Below are 15,043 nucleotides of genomic sequence, written 5' to 3' on the forward strand. Positions count from 1 at the left end.
ATGCGGTTATCTGGTCGCCAAAACTGTCATTGCGAGGGAGGCACGACCGCGGCAATCTAACAATTAGCTTATTTTAAAGATATTCATTCTCAAGCATATTGCTATATGCGTTTGGGATTGCCGCGGTCGTGCCTTCCTCGCAATGACAGCATCTGAAGAAAAATCTGTGTAAATCCGCGTCTGCGAAGCATCCGCGTCATCCGCGTTCCAAATTAACCAAATCCACATCAAAATGAAAAACATCACCCTAAAGCAATACACCCGACTAACAGACACCCTGCCATACGACAGCATTTTAAACCACCTTAACCCAAAAAACAGCTTTGGCGGCAGCCGTATGGATATCGGGCAAATGCCCTACGCCAACGTAAAATACTGCATCAGGCTGTTGCCGAAACTATCTGATTGGAGCGGGATACAACAGCTTTTTGAGATATGCTACAACGTGCCCGAAAAAACCTTTTGGCGCACCCGCATAACGGAATATTTTGCAGCCCGAAAGTTTATGCTCCTCGAATTTGAGCGCATTATACTAACAGAGAACAAGCTGCTCGCCACCCAGTCTACCGATGCACACCTGTGGCAAATGGCCGGCGCCGATAAACTAAAACCCTACAGCGATACCCTGCCCCTGCTGCAACTGGGCAAGCTGCTGGGCCAGTACCCGTTCGACCTCGGGCGCAAGCCCTACTCCGAAATTTTTAACCTGCTCGCACAAACCAAAACCCAAAACGAAGTAGAAGCAGAGTACCAGAAGCTTTCGAGGAGTTAGTTGGTGGTTGGTGGACAAAAAGGAGTTATACCACAGAGATGCGCAGAGGGGGCACAGAGATACACAGAGTTTAAAGCAAAAGATAACATCTTTTAGATGGAGGCCACAAAGCAAACCCTATAACAATCCTGCCAAGGGCAGGATAACTCTGTGCGCTCAATTATCTCACAAAAAAATATATCTCTGTGTATCTCTGTGCCCCCTCTGCGCATCTCTGCGGTATAACCTGATGCTCTATAATGATGAGATTGCGCGTAGATACGGCAACGGATACATCATTTATAAAAATCCATGTAAATCCGCGCTGCCTGCATCCGTGCCATCCGCGTTCCTTCCATCAACCAACAACCAACAACCATCAACCGTCCACCAAACACCCAAATCCACTTAAAATGATAAAAGACATCGTTCGCATACTGCAGGACATTGCCCAGGCAAAGGGCCTGGAATACCACTACGGCAAAAAAGCCGCTTTAAATTTATTAGACGGCACGGCACAGCCCGGCAAGATATTTTTGCTGCACGAGTTTACCAACCGCAAGAGCGAGTACAACACATCGGGCACCAAAATTACCGCTGCTAATTACGAGGGCAAATTCTTTTTAGTGAAGCACGCCGACTTCGACCAGCAGTATTTTGCCGAAACAGGAACCCAGGACACCTCTAAATACACCGCCAACATAGAGCCGCTACTGGAGGTGTTTACCGCTATTGGCAACACCCTGGCATGCCTTACGGCAGAAGTAACCCAATGGGATAATATAGACGTTACCGATGCGCTCGATGCCAACATGGATGGCCTGCTATGCAGCTATAGCCTTAAAATACCGGTGCATTATGAGTAGCCCGGCACAACTACTGCAAGCCGAATTTGAAGCCCTTAAAGCCGACATAATTGCGGCGTATGAGGCAAGCGGAATGGCAACCGGCGGCAACTGGGGCAAAAGCGTACAAATACAGCAGCTGCCCAACGGCCTGAGCCTGGTTGCCGACGGTTACATTAACGGCCGCAAGCCCGGCAAAGCCCCACCCAGTGCGGCTATAGAAGCATGGCTGGTAAAAAAAGGCATCGCCGCAAGGCTAAAAGAGCAAATAAGTGTTAGCAGCCTGGCCTTTTTAATTGCCCGTAAAATTGCTAAAAAAGGCTGGCAGCCCAAGCCGGGCACTGTAAACCCCATAGATGCCGTTGCCACGCCACAGCGCATTCAAAAAATACTCGACAAAGTGGGCCAGGCACATTTACAAAACTTTACCACACAAATTATTAACTACTTAAACCAAATTGCTGTATGATAGTATTTACCCCCGAAGTCGATACCACCAAACTAAGGCTTGCTTATAATAACGATGTTTTCCGGTTCAGGAGCAATTCGGCTTTAGCCCCCTTGTACTGCGATATTCAGTTGGCCGGCAGCCAGGATTTCAACATCCCCGATGTTAACCTTCGGCTGTACCCGGACCCTGACGGTAACTTCTTCGTCAACTTTAAGCCCTACATAACCGCGCTTATAAACACCACCAATTTTCAGGACACGCTGTCGCCCGATCTACAAACGCTGTATCCCCAAACCTTCCTTTACGACCGTACTACGGCGCATTACATACAAAAAGGCACCTGGTTTCGCATAACGCTTAACGACAACTCGGTAGAATCCGACTACAAAATATTCGACTACATTTGCGGGGTAACGCAGCCGGACAGCCGTATATCATTGCAAAAAAACAGCATCTATGCCCTGGCGCCTTTTAAGCAAAATACCACCAACAGCTACTACCTAAAATACTGGCAGGGCTATCCGTTTGATGTTACCCTCTACGTTCCAAAAACAGGGCCACTACAGGTTAAAAACTTAACTACCCTTTTTAGTATGAATTTTAGCCATACGGGGCAGGTAAAACGTTTATTCTTTTCGGATGGCCGTACCGATGAAACCCTCGAAGACATACTGCCTATGCAGGAGGGTTTTAATAATTTACAACTAAAACAAACTATTCCGTTAAGCGCTAATGATACGATAGATATAGATACGGCCAACAATACCATTTACCTAACCCTGCAAAAAGTGCCCTACCAATGTGGTGTGTACCTTAAATGGTTTAACGCCCTGGGCGGCTACAGCTACTGGCTGTTTGAAGACACCTACAGCATAGACCGCAGCACCAAACAGCTGGGCGAACTGGATTTTGATAATGCCAATATTGAGGACACCCTTGGCCGAACCCTGCAAATTGGCAAGGAAAGCCAGGATACCTTTAAAATTATAGCCGAACTGCTTACACCGGATGAACGCACTATAGTAGAAGGCCTGTTAGACAGCCCCAAGGTGTACCTGTTTACCGGTAAGCCGTATGCCCGTAATGCAGCGCAGGACTGGGTAGAAGTTACCCTTAAAACCACGCAGGCCCGCATAAAAAACCCACGCCAGCAGCTAACCAACTTTACTTTTGATGTAGAGCTGCCGGTACGGTATACGCAAACGCTTTAAGAGAAAGTTGCAGAGTGGCAGAGTTGCAGAGTGGCAAAGACCTCACCCCGGGTCCCTCTCCACACGAGCGTAGCGAACTGGCGAAGCAAAGGAGAGGGGAGCGGCTACACTCAAATGTCTTGATACTGAAAAGCCAAACGGTACCAGTCCTCTCCCCCAGCCCCTCTCCACACGAGCATAGCGAACTGGCGAAGCAAAGGAGAGGGGGGTAGCTACACTCAAACATACAAATGCTAAGCAATGCTTAATTACCACACTATACCCGTTCATGCTCCCCTCTCCTTTGGAGAGGGGCCGGGGGAGAGGACTTTGAAACTCTGTAACCCGTAACTCCAAAAGAGAGGGGGAGCAAGCTACACTCAAATATCTTGATACTGAAAAGCCACACTACCTGTTCATACCCCCCTCTCCTTCGGAGAGGGGCCGGGGGAGAGGACTTTGAAACTTTGAAACCCTGCAACTTTGCCACTTTAAAACTTTAAGACTTGACAACTTTAAGACTCTATGAATTTACTCCTCTACATAAACGGGCAGTTGGCCGACCTGGATGCCGGCCAAACCATAGCCCAGACCAAACAGGTAAACGACCTTAACAGCCTCGACAACCGGCAGGCCAGTTATACCAATAAATTCAAGCTTCCTAAAACGGCTAACAATACCAAGATAATGCAGTTTTTAACTGTGGCCGGAAACAAGTCTACAGTACCCTACCAAAAAAACGAATGCAGCCTTTATAGTTCCAACGGCGAGTGCTTTGTTTACAACGGCTGGGCGGTTATTACCGATGGCGGAGACGATTATGAGGCCGTGGTTTACGATGGCATTATAGACCTTTACAAGGCCATAGAAAACCTTACTTTTGCCAATGTGCCCCTGCCCGAGATTATCCATATAAAATCGCTGCAGGCCGTTAAAAACTCCTGGGATAACGACTTAAACTACCGCTATATACTGGCCGATTACAATGGCGATACCGGCAACGTAAACCTGCAGGGCTATGCTATTGTTAATACAGATTATCTGGTGCCATCAGTAAAAGTTAGCTACCTGTGGCGCCGCATTTTCGAAACTTTTAATATGCAGTATTCCGGGCAGGTGTTTGATACCGAGAATTTTAAAAACCTTTGGCTAACCTACCCTAAAGGGCTAACTACTACCGAGTTTAATACACAGGTTTTTTATGCCGAAAGCCTGGGCTATGTTAAAAGTGGCTGGTACTACCTTAAAGCTAACGAAGATGGCTACGAAGCTGACGGCTTTACCACTACCGATGGCCTTCACCTCTATGCCCAGGAGGCCGGCAACTACCGTATACGCCTACAGGGCAATATATACCCCATGCAAAATAATCGTGAGTTCTTTTTGGGTAAAAATGCACAGGGCCTTGCTGCCAACCAGGTAAGCGTGTTTAAAGCTGTTGCTACGGTTAGCGATGACAACACGGCTATTAATTTTGATGAAACTATTTACCTGGCCCAGAACGAAAGTATTTGTATGGTGCTGCAAAAAACGGTTTTGGGTTTCGGCCTCAGCCTTACCATAGATAAGGTAACCGCTACAGATATAAACTTTTCGTCGTCGCTGGCAGATTTTGGGCTTCGCGATTTTTTAACCGAAATAGTACACCGCTTTGGCCTTACAATGTTTAAAGATAAGTATACCAATACTTATCAGTTCTTAACCCTCCAGGAGTTGCTGCAAACACCGCAAACGCTAAACTGGAGCGGTAAATTTGCCAAAAAAGTATCCGAAAATTACATCTATGGCAGCTATGCCCAGCGCAACTGGTTCAGGTACAATTATGATGATAAAGAAGGCTCTTTTAACGATGGCTTTATAGACGTTAGCAACGTTAACCTGCCCGACGCCAAAGATGTTACTAAATCTAAAATTTACAGTCCGGAACAAACACCGGTAAACTACATCCATAAACCAACAAATGTATACAAGCTTTGGGAGAAAGAAATAACCCGCGAAACTAACGAAGAGGGCCAGGAAACAGATGTAACAACATACAAGTCGTTAGATAAACGCTACTACTTTATGCGGTGCAGCAACCCGGTTATTGGCGCTGTAATGCTGCAAAGCAAACAGGCCGATGATCTTGTTCTAACCACAAAATACTATCGCGAAAGCTTTTACAAACTCTCTTTTGCCGAGGTTACACAAGAGTATTACAACCCCATACGCCAACTGCTTAACCGGTCGCAAATTATTACCGCCGACCTTTGGCTTACCGACGCCGATATTACCGGTTTCGACTTTAAAAAACTGGTGTACATAGAGCAGCTTTCCAACTACTATCTTGTAAATAAAATAAACAATTACGTTACCGGCAAGCCCACCCGTTGCGAGCTGGTAAGGGCGTTAACCACCCTTCCCACCGATTTTTTTGGCACCCTTACCATTACGGGCAATGAGAGTACCCTGCTATCGGTACGGTTATATTTTATAAGCAGTTACAATTATACAGAGGTGCAGGTGCAGTATTCGGCAAACGCCATTACCTGGACCAATGCTGTAACCACATTGGCCACGCCCGTAATTTTTGATGTACCCGCACCCGGCCTGTATTATTTCAGGATAATCGATCCTATAACCGATGCAATTTCTAACCAGATAAGCTTTAATGTATGATACAGCAACTAAAAACCTTAACGCCCTTTATCCATTTTGGCTTAGGGGCAAACCAAAAGCAGGTGGCCGCGGGGCAGCCCGTAACCATTTGGCTCGACACCCTGTACAACCAGGAGGCCTATACCTTCAGGCTGGCAGCAGTAGGTAGCCAAATAACAAAAATATCCAATTATGAATATCAAGTTACCTATGCCGCAGCCGGAAGTTACACCATAAACTTCACTGTAAACAGTGCAGATAAAACCATAAGCCTTGCAAGTAATACTTTAAACCTAACCGTAGTATAATGGCAAAACAAAAAATAGTCCTGGCGCAGTTAGACCTCGATGTCAAGGGGCTTATAAAAGCCACAGAAGAATCAGAAAAAGCCATAAAAAAGCTTAAAAACCGCATGGCCGAACTTCAGGATGCAGGACAGGAAACATCGGCCGGGTTTGCAAGTTTACAGCAGCAACTGGAACGCCTTACCGATGCGTTAGAAGACCAGCAGGATGCCGTAAAAGAACTCCGCAAAAAAAATGAAGACCTGGCCGATGCCCAAAAAGATACCGCAAAGGCTACCAAAAAACAAACCGAAGCACATAACGACCTTTCAGACAGCCTGGATGCCGCAACAAGCGCCGCCACCGGCTTAAAGGCTGCTGTTAGCAGTACCGCAACACAGGTAGCCGGGCTGGGTACGGCAGCGGTAACATCGGCAACGGGTGTAGAGCAGCTAAACCAGTCGCTAACCACACAGGCGGCACTAAATGCGCAGGTTAGCGAGGCCAACACAAAGGGTATAAAAACCTTTAACGATTATAAAGACCAGGTTGCAGAAAGCTTTAACAGCATAAACATTTTAAACGGCGGCCTTGGCGGATTAATATCGCGCGCGCAGGAAGCCGGTGGCGCGGGCCCCTTATTAAAAAATGCTTTCGATGGTATGGCCTCGGGCATTGGCGGCATGACAAAGAGTTCGCTGGCCTTTATGGCAACACCCATAGGTGCTGTGCTGGCAGTCATAGGCCTTGCTGTTAGCGCGCTGGTAAGCTATTTTAAAGACTCTCAGGAGGGTATGGATAAGCTAACTGCCGTAACAAGGCCACTGCAATCGGTGTTTAGTGCCTTAAACGTAGTGTTGCAAAATGTAGGCAAATACCTGTCAGATCTTTTTACAGACCCGGTTGAATCCCTCAAAAAATTCGGGAATTTTGTACAGGAAAACGTTGTAAACCGTTTTATGGGTATGGCAGAGCTGCTGCCTAACCTTGGCAAAGCAATTGGCCTGTTGTTTGAAGGCGAATTTGGCAAAGCCGGCAAAGTAGCCGCCGATGCCGTGGGTAAAGTTGCCATTGGCACAGAAAATATTACAGATAAGGTGGCCGGTGCGGCAAAGCAAACCTCTGCCTTTTTACAAGATGCCTGGCAAAGGGGCCAGCAAATAGACCAATTGCAAAAACAACTGGATAAAAGCCTTGCCGATTATACCAAAACCCACAGCAGCCTGGGTATCGAGCTGGAAAAGCAAAACACCATTGCCGACGATACCAACGCTACCTTTGCACAGCGCGAAACCGCAGCAAAAAAAGCACTTACCACACAGCAGGAGCAAAACAAACTGGCGCTGGCCCGCATGGATACCGAGATTAAGATCTTAGATCTTAAACTTCAGGAAAATGGCGTTACCGATGCCGAAAAAGTGCAGTTGGCAGAGCTTAAGGCCAAACGAGACGAAACAGCTGCCCAGTACACAGCGGGCGAAAAAGTACTTCATGATAAAATTGGCGGCATAAGGCAGGAGGCTAACGATACAGAAAAAGCCCGCAGGCAGCAATTGCTGGATGATGCCCTTGCCAAACAAAAGCAACAGCTCGACCTGTTTATAGCGCAGGGCAGCGCGAAATCTAAAACATTACAGCAGGAAATTGATTTTGAGAACAGCAAAGCAGCACAAACTATTGCTATACTGGATAAAGAGCTTAAGGCTAAAAAAATTACCCGCGAGCAGTACGACAAAGAAAAATTAAATACAGAACAACAGCAGCTTAAGGCCATTGCCGATGCTACTGCCGCTTATGCCCAGGCCGAACTCGATTTGTATGTGCAAAACAATGCAAATAAACTGGAAGGCGAAAAACTGCTGACGGCTGAGCTTGTTAAAGCCGAGAACGACAGGCTCGAAAAAATTAAGATCGAGAAGCTAAAGATACTGGATATAGAAACCGGTATTAGCCAGCAGAGTATTGAAGAGAAACGCAGGCTTAACCAGCAGCTTACTACCGAAGACCTTGCTTACCTTACGCAAAAGGCCGCCACCGAAACGGAGTTTAAAAACCAGATGAAGGAAAACGATGAGGCACTGGAGGCACAGGTTAAAGCACAAAAAACTGCACAGGCACAGGCCGATAAAGATATTGCCGTAGCCAACGCCCAAACCCAGTACGACGCCGATATACTGCTGGAACAGCAACGTTTTGCTGCCGAACTGGAAACCCTGCAGGAACAGTACGATAGCAAACTGCTTACAAAGAAGCAATACGATACAATGGTAGACCAGGCTACAGAACGTAGTGCCGATAACCAAGAAAAAATAGAGCAGGCAAAAAATACGGCAGTAGCATCTCAGTATGCTACGTTGTTTGGCAATGTATCGCAATTACTGGGCAAAAAAACAGCGGCCGGTAAAGCAGCCGCTATTGCAGAGGCTACTATGAATACATACAATGGGGTTACACAGGTTTGGGCTTCCGACAGTATTTTACCAGAGCCTGCTGCAACCATTGCCAAAGTGGCAAGTACAGCACTTGTAGTGGCATCGGGCTTATCGGCAGTAAAAAAAATAACCAGCACAAAAGCCCCAAAGGCAGCAAAAGGTGCATTATTTAATATTGGCGGCAACAGGCACAGCAATGGCGGCACTATGTTTACCGGTGCCGATGGTACCCGTTTTGAGGCCGAGCAGGGCGAACTTATTGGGGTTATGAACCGTAATGCCGCTGCACACTTTATGGCGTTTAACAACGCATTTCCGGCGGGGGGCAGTTCGGGCACGCCCAATTACTTTGCCAGTGGCGGCATTGTGTCGAGAGAAATGACACAACCGGGGCTTAATGTAGATGAGCTTGCTGCTAAAATAGCCGTGGCCAATGCTGCCCTGCCCGCCCCGGTTGTGGCCGTACAGGATATTATAACCCAGGGCAACAGCTACGTGCAGGTGCGCGATGCGGCTAATTTTTAAGCAAAAAAATTCCCGCTCAACAGGCGGGAATTATAGTTATTTATTTTATAGTAATAAGGCACGGTATAACCTTTTGCAACGTATTGGCAGAATCATCAAACATTACAGCCTGTGTTTTAAACAATGTAAAGCTTTTTATTTTATTGGCCTTTAGCAATTCTAACTCTGCCTCGGTAAGTACAAATTCTGTATTATAAATGGGTGTCGGCCCCTTTGCGTTCTTTTCAACCAAAGCATCCTTTTGTATCTTTTTGTTGTTTTCTAATTCAAGGGTAACACCTCTGCCGCCGGTACCTTCGCCATCTTTACCCGTTTGCAGGCTCATTTTATAAACCACAGAGCTGCCGTCTACAAATTTATATTTAGCAATGGTAAAAACATACTTTTCTTCTACCGTATAGCTAATTATTGTTTCGTCAAACATGCCTTTTACTATATAATCGCAATAATAATCTGCCGGCAGGGTAAAATTAAGCGGTGTAAAAGGTGCATTATACCCTTTTTGATATTTTATAGTACACCGTTTCGCCATTGCCCTCCAGTTTAAATTTGTAGTATGTTGCCATATAACCGGTAGACGATGTAATGTCGGCCACCTTAAAAGTCCTGCCTTTAAGAGCATTGGGGTCGGTAGTACTATTGCTGCCTTTATAAGTAGTCAGCGTTGCTTCATCGGCATAAAAATCTTTGTAGCCGCCATCATATTCAAGCATACTGGCGCTAAGGTCGTTTATTTTTACATCGTAGCCTTTTAAAAGTTCGGGCTTTAATTTAGGCATTTGCGCAAAGGCTGTAAGAGAGCACAAAATGGCAAGCAGTAGTAAAATTCTTTTCATTAGATAATAATTGTCTGGGTTAAGATTCCGAAAAATAATTGTTTTTACGATTTCAAAGATATAAGAATTTTTATATCTCATAAAATTATTTTAGCATGTTACAGCACATTTTGTCCGGCTGGAAAAACTACCTGAGCAAAAGCGCGGTTACAGAGATAGTAGCCCAGCAGCGGGCCAGCATTTGCGCCACCTGCCCACATGCAAAGCAAGGTAAAATACTGGCCTTTATAAAAGATAGTTTAAAAGAGGCAGAAGGCGCTTACTGCGCCGCCTGCCACTGCCCGCTAAGCGCCAAAGTGCGCAGCAACGATATTTGCCCTGAGAACAAATGGTAAACAAATGACGCGTTATGAAACAATACAAAGCCTTGGCGACAACTTTATTAAGCTAATGGGCAAGAACCTTATACCACTGCATATACTGGACTGGAAAGTGTATTATGAGGCCTACCTTAAAGAAGCCGATGCACTTGCCCAGCACCGCGGCAAACGCAACAAAACCCGCGCCGCCGGCAATGTTGCCGATACTTATAAAATTAGCGAGCGCAGCATGTTTAGCATTATTGCCTTTATGGAGGGGTAATAACCATTAAGCAACTATTTAAGCTTAGAATACTCTTTTCTACGCTGTATCAAATGCCTGCGTATGTAAGGGTTATTCTCTTCTTCGTCTTCAAAAATATCTTTTTTGGGGCGTTTTGTAGTAAGTAAATTAATAAGCATAAAAAACCCGAAATAAAGAATTACCCCTATGGTAGTGTAAAAAGAATATTTTAATAAGTAATAGAGCATAAATTAAATATCGTTATAATCTACAAATGTTGCAACCTCAACCTTTTTTTGCTCAGGGGCGTAGCCTTTGCGTGCTGCCCATACAAGATAATCGGCATAATGCAATTCGTTTTGCAACTGTGGAGACATTTTACTTTTAGATGTATTATCTTTAACACCCTTCAATCTTTTTAGAAAAGGCTGAAATACATACGCTTCTAACAAAAAAGCTTCAACAAAAAACAGGATAAAGGCAAACAAAGCTGCCAAACTCCGCATACCATCAATGTCAGTAACTGAGCTTACAACATTAAAAACTACCATAATTTGTGTGTTTTATATACAGGCTATACACCGGCAAGATATATAAAATTGCTGCAAAAGCAAAAATTTATTTAGTGTCGGCCACAGTAATGGCAGCAACCTCTTTAGCAGCTCCGCTAAAAGTAAACACAAGCGCATTATTTTGTAAATAAGCACTCCAGTTTTTACCGGATATGTCCGTTTTAATTTCTTTAACCGTAAGGGTTTCTGTATCAATAAACAGTAACGATGTGGTACTGCCATCGGGCGCATCCCACCGTTGTAAAAAAATGCCGTTAAAAGCAATGTAAAGCCAGTCGCCAAACAACATACGCTCCAGTTGGGGCAGTTCGGGGTAGCTTTTAAGATAGATGGAGTCGGCATTATCGCCCGGCAGGCTGCCTGCAAAACGGCAGTACAGGTTAAACTGGCTCTGCTGGTAAAAAACACTCCAGGCATTAAGCGCAGGCAAATCGGCCAGCACCACCTTTTGCGGGGTTTGCGGTTGTTTCTTTTTAAAAAAGTTAAAGAAAGACATGGTAAACGGTATTAATGCCGCAAAGATAAGGGTTTACTGCAACAACCACTTCAGTACTAAAAGCTGGAAACGGTTGTAACTTTGCAGTATCAAAAGTCCTCTCCCCCTCCCGATGGCTATCGGGACTCTCCGAATGAAAAGGGAGCATGAACGGGAACAGTTTGAGTAAGCACATTGGAGTGAAGCTATCCCCTCTCCAAGGGAGAGGGTTAGGGTGAGGCCAAAACACTGCAACAACCACTTCAGTACTAACAGATGGAAACCGCCGTAACTTTGCAGTATCAAAAGTCCTCTCCCCCAACCCCCCCCCCAAGGAGAGGGGAGCATGTACGGGAACAGCTTGAGTAAGCAAGTTGGAGTGAAGCTATCCCCTCTCCAAGGGAGAGGGTTAGGGTGAGGCCAAAACACTGCAACAACCACTTCAGTACTAACAGATGGAAACCGCCGTAACTTTGCAGTATTAAAACAAGGGAACAAGTAGCTACCTTCCCATTTTAAGACTTCCAGCTTTAGACCTTCGATTTTAAGACTCCTCAATCCTTCAATCTTAAATATTTCAATCTTTCAATTTAATGAATGACAGGAAACATTTATATCTCCGGCCAGATAGGCACTTTTGACGGCACACCCGGCGTAGAGCTTGTAGATGTGGTGGGCCAGGTAAAAAAACAGCTCAAAGCCACTGCCTTTAACGTGCACATTAACAGCGAGGGCGGACTGGTAGATGTGGGTTTCGACATCTACAACTACCTAAAAGCCCTGGGCAAGCCCGTTACCACCATAGGGTCGGGGATTGTAGCCAGCATTGCCACCGTAATTTTTATGGCCGGCACACAAAGGCAGGTGCGCGAAAACACCCCGTTTATGATTCACCTACCCTGGGGCGGCTCTATGGGCACGGCCGATGAGCTGGAGCAGTTTGCAGACCAGCTGCGCGCCATCGAAAAAAAGATGGTAGGCTTTTACAAAAAAGCCCTCAACGTGCAGGAGCAGGCCATTATGCCGCTCTTAAAAAACGAAACCTGGCTTACGGGCAATCAGCTCTCGGCACTTGGTTTTACTACCTCGCGGCAGGTTAAGGCCGCAGCAAAAGCTTTCATTAACCCTAACTCACCTATGAGAGGAACGTTTACCGACAAAGACAGGCACTGGATGGAAGGCCTGTTTACCAAAGTACTGGGCAAGTTTAAAAGCGCCCATATTTTTAACAAGATCGTACAGGATGCCACCGGCGCCGAGATCGATTTTACCGACTTGCCCGATGATGCACTAATTGAAGTTGGCGCCACCGCCACTGTAGACGGCGCACCGGCCGAAGGCGAATACCTGCTGCCCGATGGCTTTACCTATGTGTTTGAAGCCGGCGAACTTACCGAGATTATTGAACCCGAAGAGGATGCCCCCGCAGCATCGTTAAGGGCAGAGAACAAAAACCTTAAACGCCAGCTTGGCCTTATTAAAAACGAGGTGCTGGCCCTTAAAAAACAGGTGGGCAGCCGCTACAGCATAGATGGTAAAAAGGTAGCCGCCCGCAGGCCCGGCACATCCGACAGGACTAATGGCATGAAGCAATATTTGCAGAATAAAAACAAAAAGTAATGGGAGTTATTAACGCAGATGCATTAACACTAAACGCCCGCGAGGCCGAAACGGTAAGCGAGGTAATCTTTGAAAGGGTTTTTAATGACAGCGACCTTGCCGAATACCACGAAATTGAAACGGGCATTGATGTTAAAACCCAGATTGCTTTTGCCGAAAGGCTGGGCCTTTTAGGTAAGGTAACCCAGGGCTGTACACCCAACGAGGCAGGTGGCTTTGCCCTTACCGAGAAGTTTTGGACACCCGTTATGGAAGATTTCCGCCTGAGGCATTGCCAGACCGATATGCCTGCCCTGCTTAAATTATTCAGGAAATCGCAGCGTGTTAACCCCGATTTTTTTGATGTGGTGGGCACACAGGAGTTTGGTGTAATTATCTCGGCGGTAGAAACTTCTATGATAGAGAACATTCACCGTAAGGTTTGGTTTAACGATACAAATGCCCAGACCACAGCCAACGGCGGGGTGTTTACCACCGGTACCGACCTGGGTTATTTTAACTCGTTCGACGGCCTGTTTAAACAAATTTTTACCGAGGTGCCAAGCAACGCCACCAACCGTGTAGCCATTACCGTTAATACAGCCGCAAATTACGCCGCACAGGCTTTACCGGCAGATACTGCCCTTGCCATCTTCGAAAAAATGGTTACCGCAGCCGATGAAAGGCTGGTTAGTGCCGATGATGCCTTTATACTGGCCACCCGCTCGCTTGCCGATAACTACCGCGCTACGCTGCGCAACAAAAACCTGGGATCGGGCTTTTTAGAAGTGGTAGAAGAAGGCCGCCCTAAGCTGTACTTTGATGGTATTGAGGTTAAGGTGCGCTACGACTGGGACCGTTATATTAAAGAGTACCAAAACAACGGCACCAAATACAACCTGCCACACCGTGCCGTGCTTACCACAAAAAGCAACATTCCGGTGGGTACGCTAAGCGAAGAAGACCTTTCTAAACTGGATGTGTTTTACGATAAAACCCTTAAAACAAACATTATGGATGCCGCCTACACCATAGATGCCAAGCATTTAGAAAGCTATATGACGGTAGCGGCCTACTAAGTCATAAAGTTTATAAAGTCTTAAAGTTGAAAGTCTTGGATTGAGCAAACTTATTTGCCTGGCACCATTTTACATAAATGCCCTATCGACCTAATGACTTTAAGACTTGATGACCTTAAGACTTTACGACTTTAAGCTTTCGCCCTGATGACTTTAAGACTTGACGACCTTAAGACTTGACGACTTGAAATAAATCAAAACAAAAAACATGGATTGTACAGGAAAACTAACTGCTAACATTACATTCGACTGCCTTAATGCACCCATAGGTGGTATAGAGCAAAACATAGTGCTTATTAATAAAGACGATATAGATGTTACCGCCACAACGGTATCTGCCCTTAACCGCCTGCAGGTAACCGGCATTCAGCTAAAACCCGGCACATCGGGCTACAGGCTAAGCGGCATTAAGCAGGCCAATGGAAAAGCGTGGGAACTGGTTAAAAAAGAAAACGCACCCGATAAGTTTAAGCACACCTTTAGCGGCGTAATATTTAGCCCAAGCCTGGAGAATAAAGAGCAGGCCGATAAGCTTAGCCAGGGCGCTAAATATGTAGTGGTGGTAGAGCAGGTTTGGAAAGGCGAAGGCAATGCCGATGCGTTTGAGGTGCTTGGCCTTAACAGCGGCCTGGAGCTTACCACAATGACCAACAGCTCTAAAGAAAACGACAACATGATTATGTTCGAACTTTCATCTGCCGATGGTTTTGAAGAAACTACCATGCCTAAAACCTACTACTGGACACCGGTATCGCCGGAAACTACTGCGGCAGGCTACACCGAAAGGAAAACGTTGTTTGACAACTGCTTTACCGAAGCATAAC

At 46.0% G+C, this 15,043-nt stretch carries 17 protein-coding genes; 12 read left to right on the top strand and 5 right to left on the bottom strand.

Features of this window, described 5'->3' with window-relative positions:
* Positions 1-232 precede the first annotated feature (232 nt).
* From G509_RS0100675 to G509_RS0100705, 7 genes are all read left to right on the top strand, one after another.
* Complete coding sequence (locus G509_RS0100675; RefSeq protein WP_026989769.1) at positions 233-772, top strand: hypothetical protein; 540 nt, start codon at positions 233-235, stop codon at positions 770-772.
* 239 nt (positions 773-1,011) lie between these two features.
* Entirely contained in the window at positions 1,012-1,617 is a 606-nt protein-coding gene (locus G509_RS0100680; protein WP_242604889.1) for a hypothetical protein, read from the top strand.
* Positions 1,610-2,065, top strand: a complete 456-nt coding sequence (locus G509_RS0100685) for a hypothetical protein (protein WP_026989771.1) — start codon at positions 1,610-1,612, stop codon at positions 2,063-2,065. The genes G509_RS0100680 and G509_RS0100685 overlap by 8 nt, the downstream gene beginning before the upstream one ends.
* Positions 2,062-3,258 (top strand): hypothetical protein, encoded by a 1,197-nt coding sequence (locus tag G509_RS0100690; protein WP_026989772.1) that lies wholly within the window; start codon positions 2,062-2,064, stop codon positions 3,256-3,258. The genes G509_RS0100685 and G509_RS0100690 overlap by 4 nt, the downstream gene beginning before the upstream one ends.
* Positions 3,259-3,762: 504 nt before the next feature.
* Positions 3,763-5,895 carry a hypothetical protein gene (locus tag G509_RS0100695; RefSeq protein ID WP_026989773.1) on the top strand — a complete coding sequence of 711 codons (2,133 nt, stop codon included), beginning with the start codon at positions 3,763-3,765 and terminating at the stop codon, positions 5,893-5,895.
* Positions 5,892-6,182: a PKD domain-containing protein gene (locus G509_RS0100700; protein WP_026989774.1), complete on the top strand. Its 291-nt coding sequence runs from the start codon at positions 5,892-5,894 to the stop codon at positions 6,180-6,182. The genes G509_RS0100695 and G509_RS0100700 overlap by 4 nt, the downstream gene beginning before the upstream one ends.
* On the top strand, positions 6,182-9,115 hold the full coding sequence (locus G509_RS0100705; RefSeq protein ID WP_026989775.1) for a coiled-coil domain-containing protein: 2,934 nt from the start codon (positions 6,182-6,184) through the stop codon (positions 9,113-9,115). The genes G509_RS0100700 and G509_RS0100705 overlap by 1 nt, the downstream gene beginning before the upstream one ends.
* Before the next feature lie 40 nt (positions 9,116-9,155).
* Here the strand turns inward: G509_RS0100705 and G509_RS0100710 are convergent, their stop codons facing one another.
* Both G509_RS0100710 and G509_RS0100715 read right to left on the bottom strand, forming a co-directional pair.
* Complete coding sequence (locus tag G509_RS0100710) at positions 9,156-9,647, bottom strand: hypothetical protein (RefSeq protein WP_026989776.1); 492 nt, start codon at positions 9,645-9,647, stop codon at positions 9,156-9,158.
* Positions 9,607-9,951, bottom strand: coding sequence for a hypothetical protein (locus tag G509_RS0100715; RefSeq protein ID WP_026989777.1), 345 nt, complete (start codon positions 9,949-9,951; stop codon positions 9,607-9,609). Before G509_RS0100715 ends, G509_RS0100710 begins: the two co-directional genes overlap by 41 nt.
* A 95-nt stretch (positions 9,952-10,046) precedes the next feature.
* Between G509_RS0100715 and G509_RS0100720 the strand changes: the two genes are divergently transcribed.
* Positions 10,047-10,286: a hypothetical protein gene (locus G509_RS0100720; protein WP_026989778.1), complete on the top strand. Its 240-nt coding sequence runs from the start codon at positions 10,047-10,049 to the stop codon at positions 10,284-10,286.
* A 4-nt stretch (positions 10,287-10,290) separates the two neighbouring features.
* Positions 10,291-10,533 carry a hypothetical protein gene (locus tag G509_RS0100725; protein WP_026989779.1) on the top strand — a complete coding sequence of 81 codons (243 nt, stop codon included), beginning with the start codon at positions 10,291-10,293 and terminating at the stop codon, positions 10,531-10,533.
* A 14-nt stretch (positions 10,534-10,547) separates the two neighbouring features.
* Here the strand turns inward: G509_RS0100725 and G509_RS23795 are convergent, their stop codons facing one another.
* The 3 genes from G509_RS23795 to G509_RS0100740 all read right to left on the bottom strand — a co-directional run bounded on the left by G509_RS23795 (position 10,548) and on the right by G509_RS0100740 (position 11,562).
* The gene (locus G509_RS23795; protein ID WP_280512586.1) at positions 10,548-10,673 is read right to left on the bottom strand and encodes a hypothetical protein; all 126 of its coding nucleotides are present in this window, start codon (positions 10,671-10,673) and stop codon (positions 10,548-10,550) included.
* 72 nt (positions 10,674-10,745) lie between these two features.
* Positions 10,746-11,045: a hypothetical protein gene (locus G509_RS0100735; RefSeq protein WP_026989781.1), complete on the bottom strand. Its 300-nt coding sequence runs from the start codon at positions 11,043-11,045 to the stop codon at positions 10,746-10,748.
* Between the two features lie 67 nt (positions 11,046-11,112).
* Entirely contained in the window at positions 11,113-11,562 is a 450-nt protein-coding gene (locus G509_RS0100740; RefSeq protein WP_026989782.1) for a hypothetical protein, read from the bottom strand.
* Positions 11,563-12,138: 576 nt separating this feature from the next.
* Here G509_RS0100740 and G509_RS22670 point away from each other — a divergent pair.
* The 3 genes from G509_RS22670 to G509_RS0100760 all read left to right on the top strand — a co-directional run bounded on the left by G509_RS22670 (position 12,139) and on the right by G509_RS0100760 (position 15,042).
* Positions 12,139-13,161, top strand: a complete 1,023-nt coding sequence (locus G509_RS22670) for a head maturation protease, ClpP-related (RefSeq protein ID WP_051199866.1) — start codon at positions 12,139-12,141, stop codon at positions 13,159-13,161.
* Positions 13,161-14,219 (top strand): hypothetical protein, encoded by a 1,059-nt coding sequence (locus G509_RS0100755; RefSeq protein ID WP_026989783.1) that lies wholly within the window; start codon positions 13,161-13,163, stop codon positions 14,217-14,219. Before G509_RS22670 ends, G509_RS0100755 begins: the two co-directional genes overlap by 1 nt.
* Positions 14,220-14,427: 208 nt before the next feature.
* Entirely contained in the window at positions 14,428-15,042 is a 615-nt protein-coding gene (locus tag G509_RS0100760) for a hypothetical protein (protein ID WP_026989784.1), read from the top strand.
* Position 15,043 lies beyond the last annotated feature (1 nt).

It is taken from the genome of Flavobacterium subsaxonicum WB 4.1-42 = DSM 21790 (assembly GCF_000422725.1).
In the GTDB taxonomy this organism is placed as follows: Bacteria; Bacteroidota; Bacteroidia; order Flavobacteriales; family Flavobacteriaceae; genus Flavobacterium; species Flavobacterium subsaxonicum.

Bases quoted from the DNA above. Each gene is read 5' to 3' on its own strand.
- G509_RS0100695 (WP_026989773.1), top strand. From the start codon at position 3,763: ATGAATTTACTCCTCTACATAAACGGGCAGTTGGCCGACCTGGATGCC.
- G509_RS22670 (WP_051199866.1), top strand. From the start codon at position 12,139: ATGACAGGAAACATTTATATCTCCGGCCAGATAGGCACTTTTGACGGC.
- G509_RS0100755 (WP_026989783.1), top strand. From the start codon at position 13,161: ATGGGAGTTATTAACGCAGATGCATTAACACTAAACGCCCGCGAGGCC.
- G509_RS0100715 (WP_026989777.1), bottom strand. From the start codon at position 9,951: ATGAAAAGAATTTTACTACTGCTTGCCATTTTGTGCTCTCTTACAGCC.
- G509_RS0100675 (WP_026989769.1), top strand. From the start codon at position 233: ATGAAAAACATCACCCTAAAGCAATACACCCGACTAACAGACACCCTG.
- G509_RS23795 (WP_280512586.1), bottom strand. From the start codon at position 10,673: ATGCTTATTAATTTACTTACTACAAAACGCCCCAAAAAAGATATTTTT.
- G509_RS0100700 (WP_026989774.1), top strand. From the start codon at position 5,892: ATGATACAGCAACTAAAAACCTTAACGCCCTTTATCCATTTTGGCTTA.
- G509_RS0100705 (WP_026989775.1), top strand. From the start codon at position 6,182: ATGGCAAAACAAAAAATAGTCCTGGCGCAGTTAGACCTCGATGTCAAG.
- G509_RS0100680 (WP_242604889.1), top strand. From the start codon at position 1,012: ATGATGAGATTGCGCGTAGATACGGCAACGGATACATCATTTATAAAA.
- G509_RS0100725 (WP_026989779.1), top strand. From the start codon at position 10,291: ATGACGCGTTATGAAACAATACAAAGCCTTGGCGACAACTTTATTAAG.
- G509_RS0100720 (WP_026989778.1), top strand. From the start codon at position 10,047: ATGTTACAGCACATTTTGTCCGGCTGGAAAAACTACCTGAGCAAAAGC.
- G509_RS0100735 (WP_026989781.1), bottom strand. From the start codon at position 11,045: ATGGTAGTTTTTAATGTTGTAAGCTCAGTTACTGACATTGATGGTATG.
- G509_RS0100760 (WP_026989784.1), top strand. From the start codon at position 14,428: ATGGATTGTACAGGAAAACTAACTGCTAACATTACATTCGACTGCCTT.
- G509_RS0100685 (WP_026989771.1), top strand. From the start codon at position 1,610: ATGAGTAGCCCGGCACAACTACTGCAAGCCGAATTTGAAGCCCTTAAA.
- G509_RS0100710 (WP_026989776.1), bottom strand. From the start codon at position 9,647: ATGGCGAAACGGTGTACTATAAAATATCAAAAAGGGTATAATGCACCT.
- G509_RS0100690 (WP_026989772.1), top strand. From the start codon at position 2,062: ATGATAGTATTTACCCCCGAAGTCGATACCACCAAACTAAGGCTTGCT.
- G509_RS0100740 (WP_026989782.1), bottom strand. From the start codon at position 11,562: ATGTCTTTCTTTAACTTTTTTAAAAAGAAACAACCGCAAACCCCGCAA.